This window comes from Nocardia sp. NPDC003726 (assembly GCF_053586955.1).
Genome location: NZ_JBSFNF010000015.1, coordinates 107,595 through 124,953, shown reverse-complemented (window position 1 = coordinate 124,953; position 17,359 = coordinate 107,595). Strand labels below are relative to the sequence as shown.

15 protein-coding genes are annotated in these 17,359 nt (G+C 67.0%); 6 read left to right on the top strand and 9 right to left on the bottom strand.

Going from position 1 to position 17,359, the window contains the following annotated elements; genetic code table 11:
- Positions 1-48 precede the first annotated feature (48 nt).
- On the top strand, positions 49-1,242 hold the full coding sequence (locus tag ACWDMM_RS20595) for an N-acetylmuramoyl-L-alanine amidase (RefSeq protein ID WP_195079570.1): 1,194 nt from the start codon (positions 49-51) through the stop codon (positions 1,240-1,242).
- Positions 1,243-1,312: 70 nt separating this feature from the next.
- Here ACWDMM_RS20595 and ACWDMM_RS20590 read toward each other — a convergent pair whose 3' ends face one another.
- The 9 genes from ACWDMM_RS20590 to rpmH form a co-directional block, all read right to left on the bottom strand.
- Entirely contained in the window at positions 1,313-2,041 is a 729-nt protein-coding gene (locus tag ACWDMM_RS20590) for a GNAT family N-acetyltransferase (RefSeq protein WP_195079870.1), read from the bottom strand.
- Positions 2,042-2,298: 257 nt separating this feature from the next.
- Complete coding sequence (locus ACWDMM_RS20585; RefSeq protein WP_195079571.1) at positions 2,299-3,306, bottom strand: ParB/RepB/Spo0J family partition protein; 1,008 nt, start codon at positions 3,304-3,306, stop codon at positions 2,299-2,301.
- 70 nt (positions 3,307-3,376) lie between these two features.
- Positions 3,377-4,330, bottom strand: a complete 954-nt coding sequence (locus ACWDMM_RS20580; RefSeq protein WP_397069391.1) for an AAA family ATPase — start codon at positions 4,328-4,330, stop codon at positions 3,377-3,379.
- Between the two features lie 1,136 nt (positions 4,331-5,466).
- A complete protein-coding gene (rsmG, locus tag ACWDMM_RS20575; protein ID WP_449938892.1) occupies positions 5,467-6,258 on the bottom strand; it encodes a 16S rRNA (guanine(527)-N(7))-methyltransferase RsmG in 792 nt (263 codons plus the stop codon).
- A gap of 143 nt (positions 6,259-6,401) precedes the next feature.
- Positions 6,402-6,953 carry a Jag family protein gene (locus tag ACWDMM_RS20570; protein WP_323124346.1) on the bottom strand — a complete coding sequence of 184 codons (552 nt, stop codon included), beginning with the start codon at positions 6,951-6,953 and terminating at the stop codon, positions 6,402-6,404.
- 114 nt (positions 6,954-7,067) lie between these two features.
- Positions 7,068-8,150, bottom strand: coding sequence for a membrane protein insertase YidC (gene yidC / locus ACWDMM_RS20565; RefSeq protein ID WP_357106872.1), 1,083 nt, complete (start codon positions 8,148-8,150; stop codon positions 7,068-7,070).
- 4 nt (positions 8,151-8,154) lie between these two features.
- Positions 8,155-8,553 (bottom strand): membrane protein insertion efficiency factor YidD, encoded by a 399-nt coding sequence (gene yidD, locus ACWDMM_RS20560; RefSeq protein WP_195079575.1) that lies wholly within the window; start codon positions 8,551-8,553, stop codon positions 8,155-8,157.
- Positions 8,550-8,981 (bottom strand): ribonuclease P protein component, encoded by a 432-nt coding sequence (gene rnpA, locus ACWDMM_RS20555; protein WP_195079576.1) that lies wholly within the window; start codon positions 8,979-8,981, stop codon positions 8,550-8,552. The genes yidD and rnpA overlap by 4 nt, the downstream gene beginning before the upstream one ends.
- 21 nt (positions 8,982-9,002) lie before the next feature.
- A complete protein-coding gene (gene rpmH, locus ACWDMM_RS20550; RefSeq protein ID WP_006550910.1) occupies positions 9,003-9,146 on the bottom strand; it encodes a 50S ribosomal protein L34 in 144 nt (47 codons plus the stop codon).
- A 505-nt stretch (positions 9,147-9,651) separates the two neighbouring features.
- Here rpmH and dnaA point away from each other — a divergent pair.
- From dnaA to ACWDMM_RS20525, 5 genes are all read left to right on the top strand, one after another.
- A complete protein-coding gene (dnaA, locus tag ACWDMM_RS20545) occupies positions 9,652-11,715 on the top strand; it encodes a chromosomal replication initiator protein DnaA (RefSeq protein ID WP_449938886.1) in 2,064 nt (687 codons plus the stop codon).
- Between the two features lie 884 nt (positions 11,716-12,599).
- The gene (dnaN, locus tag ACWDMM_RS20540) at positions 12,600-13,775 is read left to right on the top strand and encodes a DNA polymerase III subunit beta (protein ID WP_195079578.1); all 1,176 of its coding nucleotides are present in this window, start codon (positions 12,600-12,602) and stop codon (positions 13,773-13,775) included.
- A 243-nt stretch (positions 13,776-14,018) separates the two neighbouring features.
- Complete coding sequence (recF, locus tag ACWDMM_RS20535) at positions 14,019-15,299, top strand: DNA replication/repair protein RecF (RefSeq protein ID WP_357106881.1); 1,281 nt, start codon at positions 14,019-14,021, stop codon at positions 15,297-15,299.
- Positions 15,300-15,650: 351 nt separating this feature from the next.
- Positions 15,651-16,211 carry a DUF721 family protein gene (locus ACWDMM_RS20530; protein WP_195079580.1) on the top strand — a complete coding sequence of 187 codons (561 nt, stop codon included), beginning with the start codon at positions 15,651-15,653 and terminating at the stop codon, positions 16,209-16,211.
- 132 nt (positions 16,212-16,343) lie between these two features.
- Positions 16,344-17,255, top strand: a complete 912-nt coding sequence (locus ACWDMM_RS20525) for an alpha/beta fold hydrolase (protein ID WP_195079581.1) — start codon at positions 16,344-16,346, stop codon at positions 17,253-17,255.
- The last annotated feature ends 104 nt before the right edge of the window (positions 17,256-17,359 follow it).

Sequence of the window (17,359 nt, the reverse complement as noted above, 5' to 3'; positions counted from 1 at the left end):
GCATGAGTGGGTAACCCGCGGGTTGACGGAAGGAAAGGGCTCTCACGCATGCACCGACTTCGTCACGGCGATTCCGGTCCAGCCGTAGCAGAGGTTCGGAGCACCCTGGCAAGCCTCGGGTTCCTACACGCGCACATCGCGGCCGACAACGCGGACGCACGCGAGTATTGGAAGGACACCGAGGTCTCCTTCGACCATCACCTCGACTCCGCGGTTCGCGCGTTCCAGCAGCATCGCGGTCTGCTCGTCGACGGCGTGGTCGGCCCGGCGACCTACCGGGCACTGAAGGAAGCGTCGTATCGGCTCGGCGCGCGCACGCTGATCTATCAGCTTTCCGCGCCGCTGTACGGCGACGACGTGGCCACGCTCCAGCGCAGGCTGCAGGACCTCGGCTTCTACGTGCACCGCGTCGACGGCTATTTCGGTCCGCACACCCATGACGCGCTGACCGCCTTCCAGCGGGAGATCGGACTGTCGGCCGACGGCATCTGCGGCCCCGACACGCTGCGCTCGCTGGATCTGCTCGGCGCCAGGGTCACCGGAGGCAATCCCCACCGGATCGCCGAGGAAGAAGTCGTGCACCGGGCCGGGCCGCAGCTGACCGGCAAGCGGATCGTCATCGATCCCGGTCTCGGCGGCCCGGACAAGGGTTGCGCCGTGCCCACCGAGTACGGCGACGTCTACGAGTCGGAAATCCTGTGGGACCTCGCCAGCCGTCTGGAGGGCCGGATGGCGGCCACGGGCATGGAGACTTTCCTGTCGCGGCCGTGGGGCGCCAACCCCACCGACGCCGAACGTGCGGAAACGTCCAACGCCTTCGATGCCGATCTGATGATCTCGCTGCGCTGCGCGGTCAACCCGAGCCCGCTGGCCAACGGCGTAGCCGGGTTCTACTTCGGCAACTCGCACGGCTCGGTGTCCATGATCGGACAGGTGTTGGCCGGGTTCATCCAGCGCGAGGTCGTCGCCCGAACCTCCTTGCAGGACTGCAGGACCCACGCGCGGACCTGGGACCTGTTGCGGCTCACCAAGATGCCCACCGTGCAGGTCGACATCGGTTATCTGACAAACGAATACGATGCCTCGGTACTCACCAATCCGCGCATGCGCGACGTGATCGCCGAAGCCATCCTGATCTCGGTGAAGCGGCTGTATCTGCTCGGACAGGATGATCAGCCCACCGGCACATACACTTTCGCGGAACTGCTGGCCGAGGAGCTGGCCGCAGCCGACCGCATGTAACCCATCGGTCTTTCGTAAACCCAAGCGCCCCCTGCTCTTTCGATCGGTAGGGGGCGCTTCGGCATTCAACTCAACGAGCTCCGATCCGGGTGGGGGCGGTCATCGACGCCGCCGCGAGCAGCTGATCGAGGGCCCGTTCGACGTCTTCCTTCCAGCCGTGATCGGAGGCGAGCTCCAACCGCAAGCGCGGGAAGCGGTGATGCGGGGCCACGACCTCGAAGCCGACATCCTCCAGGAAATCGGCGTCGATCATGCAGCTCTCGGGGGAGCATTCGGTGCTCGCGCCGGCCGGGCCCGCGTTCTTGATCGGCGCGACGATCCGCTCGAGCAGCGTCATCGAGCCGGACCGGTCCGACAGCGCCTGCGTCGTCGGGTCGGTGCGGATACCGAACGCCTCCAAGGCGCGCACGCCGCGGCGCACCAGATCGGCCACCACGGCCTGCACCAGGCGGTGGGAGATATCGGCATCCTGATAGGGGAATTCGGCCCGCAGCGTGGTCAGCAGGACCGCGTCCGGGCTCACGGGGGAGGTGGGGAACAGCGTCGCGCGCGGCACGGCACTCGGCGGCGCGTAGAAGGCGCAGCCCGCGACGTTGCCGTCCACGTGCGCCACCTGCCCGCACGAACCCCACTCCAGCATGACCGTGGACAGCCAGGCTTCCTTCTCGAACATCGGATCGCTGAAGTTGCGCGAGTCCTCGGCCACCGCGGGGTCCATCTCCCAGAAGACACAGCGCCGCGCATGCGCGGGAAGCTTCTCCAGTCCGCCGAGGGTTAGTGCTGTGACGCTGGTCGACACCGCTCTGCTCAGCCTCCAGCTGTCCGATTCATCCACGCTCACGTCGCATCAATGTTTGCTCGCCAGCAAGAATAAGCGATCAACGGGAACCTGCCTCATTCCATGTCGCTGTGCTGTTGGTCGGAAGAACTTGTGTTGCTCCGCCGGGAGCGATCTACGCTCCACGGCCGCGCGGAACCGTGCCGTCACAGTGACGTTTCGGCCGGGAACCCGCACCTATCGAAACCACAAGTTGAATTTCGTCACTTCTGTCACACTCAGGGTGCGTTCCGCTCCATCAGGGCGACGATCCGTTCGAGGTCTTCGACCGACCCGAACTCGACGACGATCTTGCCTTTGCGCTTGCCCATGCTCACCAGGACCCGGGTGTCGAAGGAGCCGGACAGTCGATCGGCTACGGCTTGTAGGCCTGGCATCTCGATCGGCTTGCGCCGGGCGACGGGAGAGGGCGCGGCCGCGTCCTGCTCTCGGTTCGCCAACATGACGGCTTCCTCGGTAGCCCGGACCGAGAGTCCCTCGGCGACGATTCGGGCGGCGAGCACCTCTTGAGCGTCCGCACCCGCTTCGAGACCGAGCAGTGCCCGCGCGTGCCCGGCGGACAGTACGCCCGCCGCGACCCGGCGCTGCACCGGGATCGGCAACTTCAGTAGACGGATCATATTCGTCACGACCGGGCGAGAGCGGCCGATTCGAGCAGCCAATTCCTCGTGGGTGACGTCGAATTCCTCCAGCAGCTGCTGGTAGGCCGCCGCCTCTTCGAGCGGGTTCAGCTGCACCCGGTGGATGTTCTCCAGCAGAGCGTCGCGCAGCATGGACTCGTCCGCGGTCTCCCGGACGATCGCGGGAATCGCGGTCAGGCCCGCCTCCTGACAGGCCCGCCAACGCCGCTCGCCCATGACCAGCTGATAGCGGTCCACGCCCGGTTCGGTCCGGCGCACCACGATCGGCTGCATCAAACCGAACTCGCGGATCGAATGCACCAGCTCGGCCAGTGCGTCTTCTTCGAAGACCGTGCGCGGCTGCTTCGGGTTCGGCTCGATCTGGTCCGGCGGGATCTCCCGATAGACCGCGCCGCCGGCTTCCAGATCGGCGTTGTCGGCCGGATCGGGTACCCGATGCAAGTAGGTGGAGGGAGGCTGCGGCCCGACGGGGTCCAGACCGATGACACTCGCCGCAGCGCTGCTGAGGCCCGGTGCTGCCGTCGGTGTCGTCGGGATCAGCGCGGCGAGACCGCGCCCGAGCCCACCCTTCTTCGCCTGACTCATCGGTCTACCGACCCCTTCCTCGTTCCGCCACCAAACCCGATCGTGCCGAGCTCCGGCCCGGCCTGCCGAGTCACTCCGCCGACTTCGCGGCGACGCGCGGGGCCACCGCGCGGGCCGCCATCTCGCGTCCGGCGTCCAGGTAGCTCATCGCGCCCCGGGAGCCTGGATCATAATCGAGCACCGTCATGCCGTAACCGGGTGCCTCCGACACCTTTACGCTGCGCGGAATCACCGACCGCAGCACGACGTCACCGAAGTGCCCACGGACCTCCTCGGCGACCTGGTCGGCCAGTTTGGTGCGGCCGTCGTACATCGTGAGGATCACCGTCGAGACGTGCAATTCCGGGTTCAGGTGCGCCTGCACCAATCCGATATTGCGAAGCAGCTGACCGACACCTTCCAGCGCGTAGTACTCGCACTGGATCGGAATCAGCACCTCTTTCGCCGCGACGAGCGCGTTGACCGTCAGCAGGCCCAAGGAAGGCGGGCAGTCGATCATCACATAGTCGATGTCGTATCCGGCGATATTCGCCTCTTGGATCGCGGCTTTCAGGCGTCCCTCCCTGGCCACCATCGAGACGAGTTCGATCTCGGCGCCCGCCAGGTCGATGGTCGCGGGGATGCACAGGAGTCGCTCACTGTGCGGGCTCGTCTGGATGGCATCCCGGACCGAGACCTCGCCGATGAGCAGTTCGTAGCTGGAGGGGACACCCGAATGGTGCTCGATGCCCAGGGCGGTACTGGCGTTGCCCTGCGGATCGAGGTCGATCACGAGCACCGTCATCCCTTGATGCGCCAGAGCCGCCGCAAGATTCACGGCGGTGGTCGTCTTCCCGACGCCGCCTTTCTGGTTGGCGATCGTGATGATCCGTTGCTCATGAGGTTTCGGCACAGTCGCCTTTCCTGGATGGAGGATCTGACTCGCACGTTGGGCTTCGGCGGCTATCGGGGTCTCGCTCGGAGAGATGTGTCCGAACGGTGTACTTCCGAAGGCCTCCGTGTCGAAATTGCTGGAGTCCAGCATCCCCGGCACACGCGACGCTGTTTCCCGTGAAACATTCGCCGGACCGCTCGACATAGACAGCTCCTAACCCGAGAAACTTCAGAACACGCGCGCGACGGAACGGGTCGGCGTCGTATCTGCAACAGCCTTTGTCGGTTCGAACACGATGCACAACCGGCTTCGCGGCGCCCGATCGACCGAGCGGAGCTGCTCGCCGCTGGACAACCAGATCCCTCGTGGCACCTACGCTCACGCCCGACGCCCACTAGCTTGCCAGCACCGAGCGGTTTAAGAAAGCTGAATCGCGGCGAGGCGCAAAGCGACACGCAAAACCGCATGAATTCGCGCCGACACGCGGGGTGTTTCACATGAAACATTGCCCCGGGGCTTTGCGCGAGACGGTCGCCGTCGTGCGAACTGACGTCCGCCCGGAGCGTTTCGGGCAAGGGGATCGAACGGCAACTACGAGTGGCCATCCGCGACCAGCCGAGCCGAACTGTGCGCCGAGGCCGTGGAGACGCTGTCCATCTCCACACGAGATCCGATGGACTCGCACCGATTCACGTGAAACCTACTCAGCGGCGACTTCCGGTGCGCTCAGAACTTTCCCGCTTCTCCCGCACGCGCAGGCGGCTCTCCGGGCTTGATTCACGTGAAACGCCCCGGGGGGTGGCTACTCAGTCGGTCAGAAACTCGCGCTGTTCCTTAGTACAGCGTCGGCCCGCAGGGTCTGGATTCACGTGAAACATCCCCGGGCCGACGGCTACTCAGGTCGGTTAGCAACTCGCGCCGTTCCCGTGAGCAGAGACCGCTCGGCGGCCGGGCTTTGATTCACGTGAAACCTTCAGCGACGCATGAGCACCTCTCGATAGCCGATGCTCAACAGATCCCGCGTCGGGATGCCCCGCGCCGCTTTGATTCACGTGAAACATCGGCAGGTTGGGCGTGTGGGCGAGCTACAAGACGGGGGCGTAGTTGTATCCGTATCCCACGCCCGAACGGCAGACGCCTTCGCACTATGCCCCGAGTGCACGCGTACACCAGGCGAACCGCCACGAGGAATCTCGCGCGCATTGCGCCCAACCGAACCGTTCCGTCAGGGTGACGAAACGTGCCCGGGTCCAGGGTCTAATGCACCGCCGCCGCGAACGGTGCTTCTACTTGGCCTTGCGTGCCGCACGCTTACGCGCACGCTCTGTCGTCGCGGTGTGAGCCGTCTTCCCGTCACGTTCGACCGCTCGTTCGGCACGACGCCGGGTGGCTCGCTCGGCGCGGGGGAGACGCTCCGCACTGATCACCATCGTGGGGGTCGTCACCAGACCGACGCCGCATTCGAGCACGACCGCGTTTCCTGCTCCGGCCTTCGCCAGCGCATCGCCATCACGTTCGAGTTCCTCGGCCGCGCTCGCACCCTTGAGGGCGAGCATGTGCCCGTGGTCGCGGAGGAGAGGGAGGGACCACTGGGCAAGTTTCGCGAGCGGGGCGACCGCGCGCGAGGTGACGACATCCGCGCCACCGGCTTCCTTCATCACGCCGGACTGCTCCGCGCGTCCTCGCACCACGGTCACGTCCAGCCCCACCGATTCGATGAACTCACTCAGGAAGACGGTTCGGCGCAGCAGCGGTTCGACCAAGGTGATCCGGAGGTCCGGCCGCGCGATCGCGAGCGGGATACCGGGCAGGCCCGCACCGCTACCGATATCGACCACGGACGCGCCCTCGGCGATCAACTCGCCGAGCACCGCGCAGTTGAGGATGTGGCGATCCCAGAGGCGAGGCACCTCGCGCGGGCCGATCAACCCGCGCTCCACGCCCGCGGTGGCGAGCGCCGTGCGATATCGACGCGCGAGATCGAGTCGGTCGCCGAAGACGGTGGCCGCCGACGCGGGTGGCTCCAGCTCCGCGGGTTCCGCGGTGGTTCCACCGAGATCTCGTTCCACGTGAAACATCCTTCCGAACTCGGGTCGGTCTACGAGCGAGCTATCGGGCTCCGGACACGAACAAGGCCCCCGGTCCGAAGACCAGAGGCCCTATCCAACCACTACCCCTCCAGGCTGCGAAACATGCCGCCCGCTCCGGGGATGCCCGCGTCTCAGCCGGGAACGACCACCACGTGCCGGTTCGGTTCGACGCCCTCGCTCTCGCTGCTGACCCCCGCCACAGCCGCCACCGCGTCGTGCACGATCTTGCGCTCGAACGGAGTCATCGGCGCCAGCGACTCCGGCTCCCCGGATTCCAGCACGCGCTGCGCCGCGGCCGCGCCGAGTTCGCTCAACTCCGAGCGCCGCTTGGCCCGCCACCCCGCCACGTCCAGCATCAGCCGGCTGCGCACTCCGGTCGCCTGCTGGACAGCGAGACGAGTCAGCTCCTGCAGCGCGTCGAGCACCTCGCCGTTGCGTCCCACGAGCTTCGTCAGATCACGGCCGCCGTCGATGCTCACGACGGCGCGATCGCCTTCCACGTCGAGATCGATATCGCCGTCGAAGTCCAATACGTCGAGCAACTGCTCGAGATAGTCGCCCGCGATCTCACCTTCCTCGATGAGCGCTTCCTCGGCATCACTCACGACATCGCCGGTGTCCGCTCCGGCGTTCGCCGTCGTCGTCGCCACGGTGGCGTCCCCTCCGTCGGTCTCAACAGTCATTTGATTTCCTTCATCTGCTCATCGCGCGCGCCGGGCAATCGCCGCCGGGCGGTATTCGCGATCAAGGGGTAGCTCAGCGATCGAGGTGGGCGGCTCGGCCCACCGATAATGCGATCAGCGCTTGCGCTTCTGGTTCGCCCGGCCCCGGTTGCCCGGCCGCTTCTGCCCGGCCGGACGCCGCGGGCCGGCCGACTGCTTCGCCGGCTTCGCGGTGCCGTTCGTCGAGGCGACAGCACCGTCCTCGTCCGATGCGGTGTCGGCAGCGGCGGCGGGGGCCTGCTTCTTCTTCACGTTGACCGGTTTGGCGCCGGGCTTGGGCGCGTTCTGCGCGCGCTGCTCCAGCTTGGCCTGCTTCTTGGCTTCCTCTTCCTTCGCCATGCGACCGAACACGAGGTGCTGCTGCCCGTAGGTCCAGATGTTGTTGGACACCCAGTACAGCAGGATGGCGATCGGCAGGAAGGGACCACCCACGAGCACACCGAGGGGGAACACCCACAGCGCGAGCTTGTTCATCATCGCGGCCTGCGGGTTGGCCGCGGCTTCCGGCGTCTGCCGCGCGACCGACGCACGCGCGTTGAAGTGGGTCGCCACACCGGCGATGACCATCAAGGGGATCGCGACGAGCGCGATGCTCAGCTTGCTCGGCACGCCGCCGTAGTCGGCGAAGGCCTGCAGCTGGGGGGTGGGGATGGTGATCCAGGCCGAGATCGGCGCACCGAAGATGCGGGCGGCCAGGAAGGACTGGACGTCGGTCGCGCTGAAGACGTAGTTCGCGGTGTTCGCGTTCTGCTCCGGCGTCATGCCCAGCTGACCGATGCCGTGCCCGGTGCGGTTGAACGAGCGCAGCACATGGAAGAGCCCGAGGAACACCGGCACCTGAGCGAGGATCGGCAGGCAGCCCATCAGCGGGTTGAAGCCGTTCTCCTTCTGGAGCTTCTGCATCTCGAGCGCCATCTTCTGGCGGTCGTTCTTGTACTTCTTCTGCAGCTCCTTGATCTGCGGCTGCAGTTCCTGCATCTGCTTGGTGGTGCGCACCTGTTTGACGAACGGCTTGTAGAGCACCAGGCGCAAGGTGAACACCAGGAACACCACGGCCAGCGCCCAGGTGAGACCGTTGTCCGCGCCGAACGCGAACCCGAAGACCCGATGCCAGAACCAGAGGATCCAGGACACCGGGTAATAGATGAAGTCGAGCACGGCTCTATGCACTCCCGTCGTTCGTGTCGCCGATCACCGCGTGCGGCGATCCTTTACAAGCTTTCGGCTCCGACCGCGGTCCGGCGGGCAGGCTCGTCTCCTGCGACGTCGCGTCGGTCGCTGCCCCGTCCGCCGGCTCGGCGCCATGCGTGCTCCGCTTCCGCTCCGGGACGGGATCCCACCCACCAGGGTGCCAGGGTGCGCATTTGGCCAAGCGCACGACCGTCAATACGAGCCCCATCAACAGGCCCCGAGTGCGCAGTGCGGTCACCGCGTACTCGCTACAGGTCGGGGTGAATCGGCACACCGGCATGCGGGTGGGGGAGACGTAGGTCCGATAAAGCTCGATCGAAAAGATCAGCACGTTCGCAGGCAGTCCGGCGATTTTCGCCCAGAGGCTCATGCCGGGCCGCCCGTCGACATACCCGCCTTGGCGCCGACGCCGAGCTTGCGCAGTGCGGTGCGCAACTGGCGCAGCAGGTCCTCCGACGACGCGGTCGCGGCGCCGGGAAGCGCGCGGATGACGACATCGGTCTCGGCGGGCACTTCGTCGACCACCTGGGCGCACATATGACGCAGGCGGCGGGCGACGCGATGTCGAATCACCGCGTTGCCCACCGCCTTGCTGACGATCAACCCGAAGCGCGGTCCGCCTACGCGGACCAGCACATCGCCCGGGATCTGATCGTGTCGTCCATTCGCGCCCACGACTCCGTCATACCCGTGTGCGAGCGCATGCACGACCAGATCACGCCTCCCGATTCGCTGGCCGCGGCGCACCGTCCGGGAGAAGTCGGCACGATGATGCAACCGATACGGCTCAGGCAACACCCGAGCGTCCGAGAGCGAGGATCAGGCAGTGAGGGAAGCGCGGCCCTTACGGCGACGCGCCGAGACGATGGCGCGGCCCGCACGGGTGCGCATCCGGAGGCGGAAGCCGTGAACCCGCGCCCGACGACGGTTGTTCGGCTGGAACGTCCGCTTGCCCTTGGCCACGGTCAACACTCCTCGAGTAGGCGGGCACCGAGTAGTGCCCGAAGTTGTCGGTGATACGTGTATTGCGCGAATGAATCGCAGGTCTGGTCATCATCGGCGCGCGTCGGTCCTGGCGCACAGTCGGTCGATCACGACCTAAACGCGGTCAGCACAAGACCGCCACCGCACCAAGGGGTGACTGTACGAGGGTACTGATCGGCTCGGGACGGGTCAAACTCGGCCCACCTCTTCGCTCGCCTCCGGTGACCAGGCCGAATCGGGCTCGCCGGACTCGGCGTTCCGGTGACGATCGTGAGTTCGTCCACACCCCTAGCCATCGCCCGCCCCACGCCACTAAGGTACTTAGCCAGGCGATTGCTGCAGAACCGCAGGTCGTGGCGTTGCCCTTCCCGCGCGTGTGCGCGTTCCACAGCTCCCCAGGGTTCTCCACATCTGTGGATAATTGTGTGGAAAGACCCCTGGAGTGGCATATTCGTAGGGCCGACGGTGCCACGCCGCTGTCCAGATGGGGGACCCGGGCAGCGTCCGAACCGGTTACGGACGTACGCAGGATCACGGGACCGACCCCGAGCATCACACTCCCCGCGTGCCCCGGCCGTCTGCTCCTATCGACCTACTCCGGGGAGGAAACTGCATGGACGACGAGCAGAACGTGCTGGCCACGGTGTGGCCCGAGGTGGTCACCGAGCTGACCACCGGGTCGCCCGACGGCGCCATTCCTCCGGTGACCCGAGCACAGCAGGCCTGGCTCAAGCTGGTCAAGCCGCTGACGGTCGCACAGGGATTCGCGCTGCTTTCCGTGCCGTCGTCGCTGGCACAGGAGGCCATCGAACGCGATCTGCGCGAGCCCATCCTCCGCTCTCTCGGCCGCCGGCTCGGCCCTCAGGTGGAAGGACTCGGCGTGCGTATCGCCGCCCCGACCACACCGACCGTCGACCGGCAGAGCAACACGCCGCGGCACGCACGGATGACGAGCAGGCCGGAGCGCACTCGGGAGGGACGGGCTCCGGCCGCCTACCCGGGTTCGGAGTTCCCCGGACGCGATGCCTACCCGGGGCCGCGTTATGCACAGCCCACCGACTTCCCCGCGGCGTCCGGGTACAACGACGGCTCCGACTACCCCGGCGCCGAGTACGGGCAGGACTTCGCCGCGCCGGAGGAGTACCGCCAGCCGGAGTACGCGCACGCCGACTATCCGCCGCGCGGCGAGTACGCCACGACGGCCGAACTGCCCATGATGTCCGGGCAAGACGCCGCGCCGCGCCGCGAACCCGGGCTTCCGCCGCGACGGGAGCCTGCCATCCCGCCGGGGCAGGAGTCACTGTTCACGCCCGAGCCGTCGCCGGCCGGTGTGCGCGGCCCACTGCGTGCGCCGATGCGCGAGACCGCCGACGACGACACGGGCCTCGCGCACGAGCCGGTGCGGGAGCCGGTGGGCGACCCGCGCGGCGAGCAGGACGACGAGCCCGTGGTGAACGTCCGCAACTCTTGGCCCACCTACTTCGCCAAGTCGCAGGAATCGCCCGCTCCGTCGACGTCCTCGGCCAGTCTCAATGCGAAGTACACCTTCGAGACCTTCGTCATCGGCGCGTCCAACCGCTTCGCGCACGCCGCGGCGGTCGCCATCGCCGAAGCCCCGGCCCGCGCCTACAACCCCCTTTTCGTCTGGGGCGCTTCGGGATTGGGCAAGACCCATCTGCTGCACGCGGCGGGCCATTACGCACAGCGGCTCTTCCCCGGCATGCGGGTGAAGTATGTCTCGACCGAAGAGTTCACCAACGACTTCATCAACAGCCTGCGCGACGACCGCAAGGTCGCGTTCAAGCGCCGCTACCGCGAAACCGACATCCTGCTGGTCGACGACATCCAGTTCATCGAGGGCAAGGAAGGCATCCAAGAGGAGTTCTTCCACACCTTCAACACACTGCACAACGCGAACAAGCAGATCGTCGTCTCCTCGGATCGCCCGCCCAAGCAGCTGGCCACGCTCGAAGAGCGGTTGCGGACGCGGTTCGAATGGGGGCTGATCACCGACGTCCAGCCGCCGGAGCTGGAGACACGCATCGCCATCCTGCGCAAGAAGGCGCGGATGGACCGGCTCGATGTGCCGCACGACGTGCTCGAGCTGATCGCCAGCCGGGTGGAGCGCAACATCCGCGAGCTGGAGGGCGCGCTCATCCGGGTGACCGCCTTCGCCTCGTTGAACGGCCAGCCGCTGGATCTTCCGCTGGCGGAAGTGGTGCTGCGCGATCTGATGCCGGACACCGCCGCCCTGGAGATCAACGCGGCCACGATCATGGCCGTCACGGCGGAGTACTTCAACACCACGCTCGAAGAACTCACCGGTCCCGGCAAAGCGCGGCCGCTGGCCCAAGCCAGGCAGATCGCCATGTACCTCTGCCGCGAGCTGACCGACCTGTCCCTGCCGAAGATCGGCCAGGCGTTCGGCCGCGACCACACCACGGTGATGTACGCGGAGAAGAAGGTGCGCAAGGAGATGACCGAGCGCCGCCGCGTCTACGACCAGGTGCAGGAACTCACAGCCCGGATCAAGCAGCGCTCCCGCTGAGCCTCATCCACACCTGAGCACCGCCCCTGACCTGGGGCGGTGCTTTTTTGTGGTTGTGGATTCCTCGAGGAATCCTTGTGGACTCCTCGAGGAATCCACCGGTTTGTCCACCGATTCGTGCACAGGTCGGGGCGACCGCCCCCGCGGGTTGCCTCACAGGGCGAATTCAACAATCTCCCCAGGCAGACTTACGCACAGCCGCTGACCAGGGGAGTGTCCGGTCTGGCCTTGTGGATTCCTCGAGGAATTGATGTGGAGTCCTCGAGGAATCCTCGAGCTGTCCACGATTTCGTGCACATGTGTGCACAACCGGGTGAAACCAGTGGAACAACTCGGGGAGCGCTCGAGGATGAATCCGGGACAACCGCGGAACCTCCACAGACGCCCGGTGTTCATCCTCGAGACACTCAGCGGTCATCCCCACGGCACCACGCCCCCTGAACAGCGGTTTCGGCCGCAGTCCACAGAATCCACAGCGCCTACTACTACTTCAGTTCTTCTCATTAGAGATCTCTCTTCAAAACAGGGTGTGTGGAAAGTCGGCCGAGCGACGCACGTCGCGGTGCGCTCCCGGTTTCCGGCAAGGACGACGGGACAGACCCGGACCCGGATCGCGGTTCTCGTGTCCGATCGCCATGGGGCTTCACGCGCTTCGCTGCGCGCCCTCCTCGATCCGCCCTCGCCTGCCCCACTCGCCTTCGCTCACGCTCGGCCATCCGCGGCACCGGAGGGTCGGGCTAGGTGCACGTCCCTCGCGCGGGTACGGTTTGATGTCGGTCGCCTGTGCCAGACTTCGAGGGCGGCCGATTCGGCAGGACCCTTTCGAGCACCGACACTGACGAGCCGACAACAGATCACGGAACCGGGAGAGGACAGATCGGGCCATGGAGCTTGCAAGCATGAAGTTTCGGGTCGCCCGCGAGGATTTCGCCGAGTCCGTCGCCTGGGTGGCGCGCAGTCTTCCGTCCCGGCCGCCGGTTCCGGTACTCGGCGGCGTGCTGCTGGTCGCCGACGAGGACGGCCTGACCGTCTCCGGTTTCGACTACGAGGTCTCCGCCCAGGTGCGCGTCGCGGCCGAGGTCGCAGGCCCCGGCCAGGTGCTGGTCTCCGGACGCCTGCTCGCCGACATCACCAAGGCGCTGTCCAACAAGCCCGTCGACGTCTCCGTCGACGGCACCCGCGTGCTGATCACCTGCGGCAGCGCGAAGTTCTCCCTGCCGACCATGCCGGTGGAGGATTATCCCCAGCTGCCCGAAGTTCCCGAGCAGACCGGTGCGCTGAGTGTGGATGTTTTCGCGGAGGCGGTCGGCCAGGTCGCCGTCGCCGCTGGCCGCGACGACACCCTGCCCATGCTGACCGGTATCCGGGTCGAGATCGAAGGGGCGCAGGTCGTGCTCGCGGCCACCGACCGGTTCCGCCTCGCCGTCCGGCACATCGAATGGCAGCCGGCGCGGGCCGATATCGAGACCTCGGTGCTCATTCCGGCCAGAACGCTCTCGGAGGCCGCCAAGACGCTCGGCCCCTCCGACGCGCCCGTCCAGCTGTCCCTCGGCACCGGCACGGGGTCGGACGGCCTGCTCGGCATCGTGAACGCGGGCCGCAGGACCACCACCCGCCTGCTGGACGCGGAATTCCCCAAGTTCCGTCAGTTGCTCCCCAAGGAGCACACCTCGATCGCCACCCTGGCCGTCGCCGCGCTCACCGAGGCCATCAAGCGCGTCGCGCTGGTCGCCGAACGTGGCGCGCAGGTGCGGCTGGAGTTCTCCGCCGACGGCCTGCTGCTGTCCGCGGGCGGCGACGACGCGGGCCGGGCCGAGGAGTGGCTGGAGGCGGATTTCCGCGGCGAATCCCTGACCATCGCGTTCAATCCGGGTTATCTCATCGACGGTCTGTCCGCGCTGCACGCCGACCGGGTCACCTTCGGCTTCACCACGCCGAGCAGGCCCGCCGTGCTGCTGCCCGCCTCGGAGGAAGAGCCGGAAGTGCTCGACTCCGGATCGTTCGCGGCGCTGTCGAGCCCGTACATCTATCTGCTGATGCCGGTCCGGCTCCCGGGCTGATCGCCTGTGCACGACCTGGTTTCCGGCGGATCCGCTCCGCGTGATCCAGCGCGAACGAGCGGTGACGACGCTGGAAACCGCGCAGCGACGTCGGAGGAATCGACCTCCGCACCGTTGAGGACGCACTTTATCCACAGGTGTTCCACAGGGCCGTGGCTCGCCGCGCGGTCTGCGCAAGCTGCGGAAGCAATGCGTCGAACTGCGGGAATGTTCGCTTCGACGCAGGCAGGAGCGCGATAGCGGATGTTCGTCCGAGCGCTGTCGCTGCGTGATTTCCGCTCGTGGGAGCATGCGGAGCTGGAATTATCCCCAGGTCGAACCGTTTTCTTGGGATCGAACGGCAACGGCAAGACGAACCTGCTGGAAGCGATCGGCTACCTGGCCACGCTCGGGTCGCATCGGGTGGCTTCGGAAGCGCCGTTGATCCGCACCGGGACCGAGCGAGCCCGGATCGGCGCCACGGTGGTCAATACCGGCCGCGAACTGCGCATCGATGTCGAGCTCAATCAGGGCAGTGCGAACCGCGCGCAGATCAACCGCTCACCGGTCCGCCGGCCCCGGGAGATTTTGGGGATCCTGCAGACGGTCCTGTTCGCTCCGGAGGATCTCGCGCTGGTTCGCGGCGATCCCGGCGAGCGCCGTCGATTCATGGACGAGTTGTGCACAACTCGGCTCCCCAGACTGGCCGCGGTTCGCGGCGACTACGACCGGGTGCTGCGCCAGCGCTCGGCGCTGTTGAAAACCGCGGGGCGGCAAGCCAGGTCGAAGGCCGATCTGAGCACTCTGGACGTGTGGGACGGGCACCTCGCCGCGCACGCGTCCGTCCTGCTCGCCCAAAGGCTGCGGTTGGTGCACGATCTCGCGCCCTATCTCGCCCAGTCCTATGCGTCGATCGCCCCCGAATCGCGGCCCGCCTCGATCGCCTATCGCAGCGCAGCGCTGCCTCAGGAGTTCTTGGATCCGGCCAGGCCGCCGCGCCCGGAGGACACCGAGGAGCTCGAAGCGATCCTGCTGCGCGAACTCGCCGCCGCGCGACCGAGGGAACTCGAGCGCGGTGTCTGCCTGATCGGTCCGCACCGCGACGAACTGGATCTGATCCTGGGCGATTCGCCCGCGAAAGGTTTCGCCAGTCACGGGGAGTCCTGGTCGTTCGCCCTGGCTCTGCGCTTGGGGGCGTTCGAACTGCTGCGCGCCACCGGCGCCGAACCGGTACTGCTGCTCGACGACGTGTTCGCCGAGCTCGATCGCCGTCGCCGCGCCGCGCTGGCGGCCGTAGCTGCGGGCGCGGAACAAGTGCTGATCACGGCGGCCGTGCCGGAGGACGTGCCCGCCGAACTCGCCGCCGTGCCGCTGCGCGTCGAGACGGCGGGCGGCCCCGACGGCCGTGTGTCGCGGATCCTCGCCGCGGACCGGCCGGGCGACAGCGATTTCGACGGCGAGCGGCGGCACGAGCATGCCACGCCTTCGGCAACCGAGGGCGAAGGCGATCCGGTCACCGGTTCGACCGAGTCGCAGGCGCCGTAGCCATCCGCAGGCGAAGTGCGCAGATCGCCATCCACCGCCCAGGTCCACTACAGTGACCTGTCGTCGATAACGCCGATCGAGTTCTCAACAGCTGAGACCGATTCCCCAACACCTGTGGAAAACTCGTCCGATCATGACTGCCCCACTCTCTCCGAACCCGCGTCAGCAACAGCTGAGCAAGTTGAAGAACTTTGCCGCAAAACCGCCGTTTTGGGCGTGGAACAGGCTATTCGCCCGGGTGTCCTCGGTAGGAATCGGACCGGATCCGGGGGGCTGGCAATCTCAAGCAACCGTTGGGGACAACTTGATCGAAGCTGGGGACAAATCATCGGACACGGAGGCAGGAGGACGATGAGCGATCAGTCCGGGGAGCCCGGATCCGCGGGATCGGAACCCGAATTGCGCGGAATCGACCTCGCGCGGCGTGCCCTGGAGGAAGCGCGCGCGGCGGCACGGGCGAGCGGAAAATCCGTCGGCCAGGGGCGCTCATCGCCGCAGCGCAGGCTGCGGACGGGCGCCCGCAGGCGCACCGGATGGTCGGGCGCGGGTCCGGACGACCGCGATCCACAGCTTTTGTCCAAGCTGGCCGGCTCCATCGCGAGAAGTCGCGGCTGGTCGGGGAAGGTCGCCGAAGGCATGGTCTTCGGTCGCTGGTCGGGAGTGGTCGGGGAGGACATCGCCGCGCACGCCACGCCGGTCACCCTGAAAGACGGCGTGTTGAGCATCTCGGCCGAATCCACCGCATGGGCGACTCAGCTGCGCATGCTGCAGAGCCAGATCCTCGCGAAGATCAATGCGGCGGTGGGCCAAGGCGTGGTGACCTCGCTGAAGATCTCCGGCCCCGCCGCGCCGAGCTGGCGCAAAGGAGAGCGTCACATCAAAGGTCGCGGACCGCGCGACACCTACGGCTGATCACGGTGGCAAGTACCTGATACTGGGTGTTACGTTTATCTGGAAGCGGCGTTTCACGTGGAACGCCCCGGTTCGACGTCCCCGGAAAAGCCTCGGCGTCGGATCGAAAGCGTCCGCGCAGAAGGAATCTCGATGACGATCACCACCTCGGTCGGCCCGTTTCCCGCGACCTCGACCCGTACGGTTCGCCGGGGCGACGTGGAGCTCGCGGTCTACGAATGCGGCAATCCCGAGGGGGTGCCGGTGCTGCTGATCCACGGCTGGCCCGATACCCATCTGCTGTGGAGCAGGGTGGCGGCCCTGCTCGGCGGGCGTCATCGCGTGATCGCCTTCGACAACCGGGGCGCGGGAAACAGTTCGGCGCCGGAAGCGGTCGAGGCCTACCGGATCGAAGAGCTCGCGGCCGACGTCCGCGCGGTCATCGCCGCGGTCGCGCCCGGTGAACGGGTGCACATCCTCGGACACGACTGGGGGTCGGTGCTCGGATGGGAGGTCGTGGCCGCCTCGGACGCCGCGTCGGTGATCGCGTCCTTCACCTCGGTGTCCGGCCCGAATCTGGATTTCCTCGGCGCGTATCTGCGTGGTCCGCTCACCGCGGCGCGGCTGCGCGGCGCGCTGGCCCAGGCCGTGGCATCGGCCTACACCGTCGCCTTTCAGATTCCCAAGCTGCCGGACCCGGTTCTTCGCGTGCTGTCCGGTCGCTGGCCGCGTTTCCTCGGGTTCTTCGACGGTCTGGATCCCGCCCTGGTGGAGACGGCGCCGACGCTGCGCACCGATATGGTCAACAACCTGAAGCTCTATCGCGCGAACATCCGGACCCGCCTGCGCCATCCGCGGCCGCGCCCGATCGGAGTGCCCGTTCAGTTGATCGTGGCCACCGGCGACCGCGCCGTGCGGCCCGTGGCGAACGCCGAGGCCGACCGGTGGGTGCCGCGGCTGAGCCGGGTCGAGATCCCCGCGCGGCATTGGTCGCCGATCTCACACCCGGCGGAGCTGGCGCGCCACACCGCCGCGTTCATCGCCAGGATCGACGCCGCTGCCTGATCCTCGCGCCTCGAAACCGCCACCTGTCAACGCATCTCTCAGCCCACTTCTGATGGATCGAAACCGGCGGAAGGCGCAACCGAGTCGCCGAATTCCGATTTCTC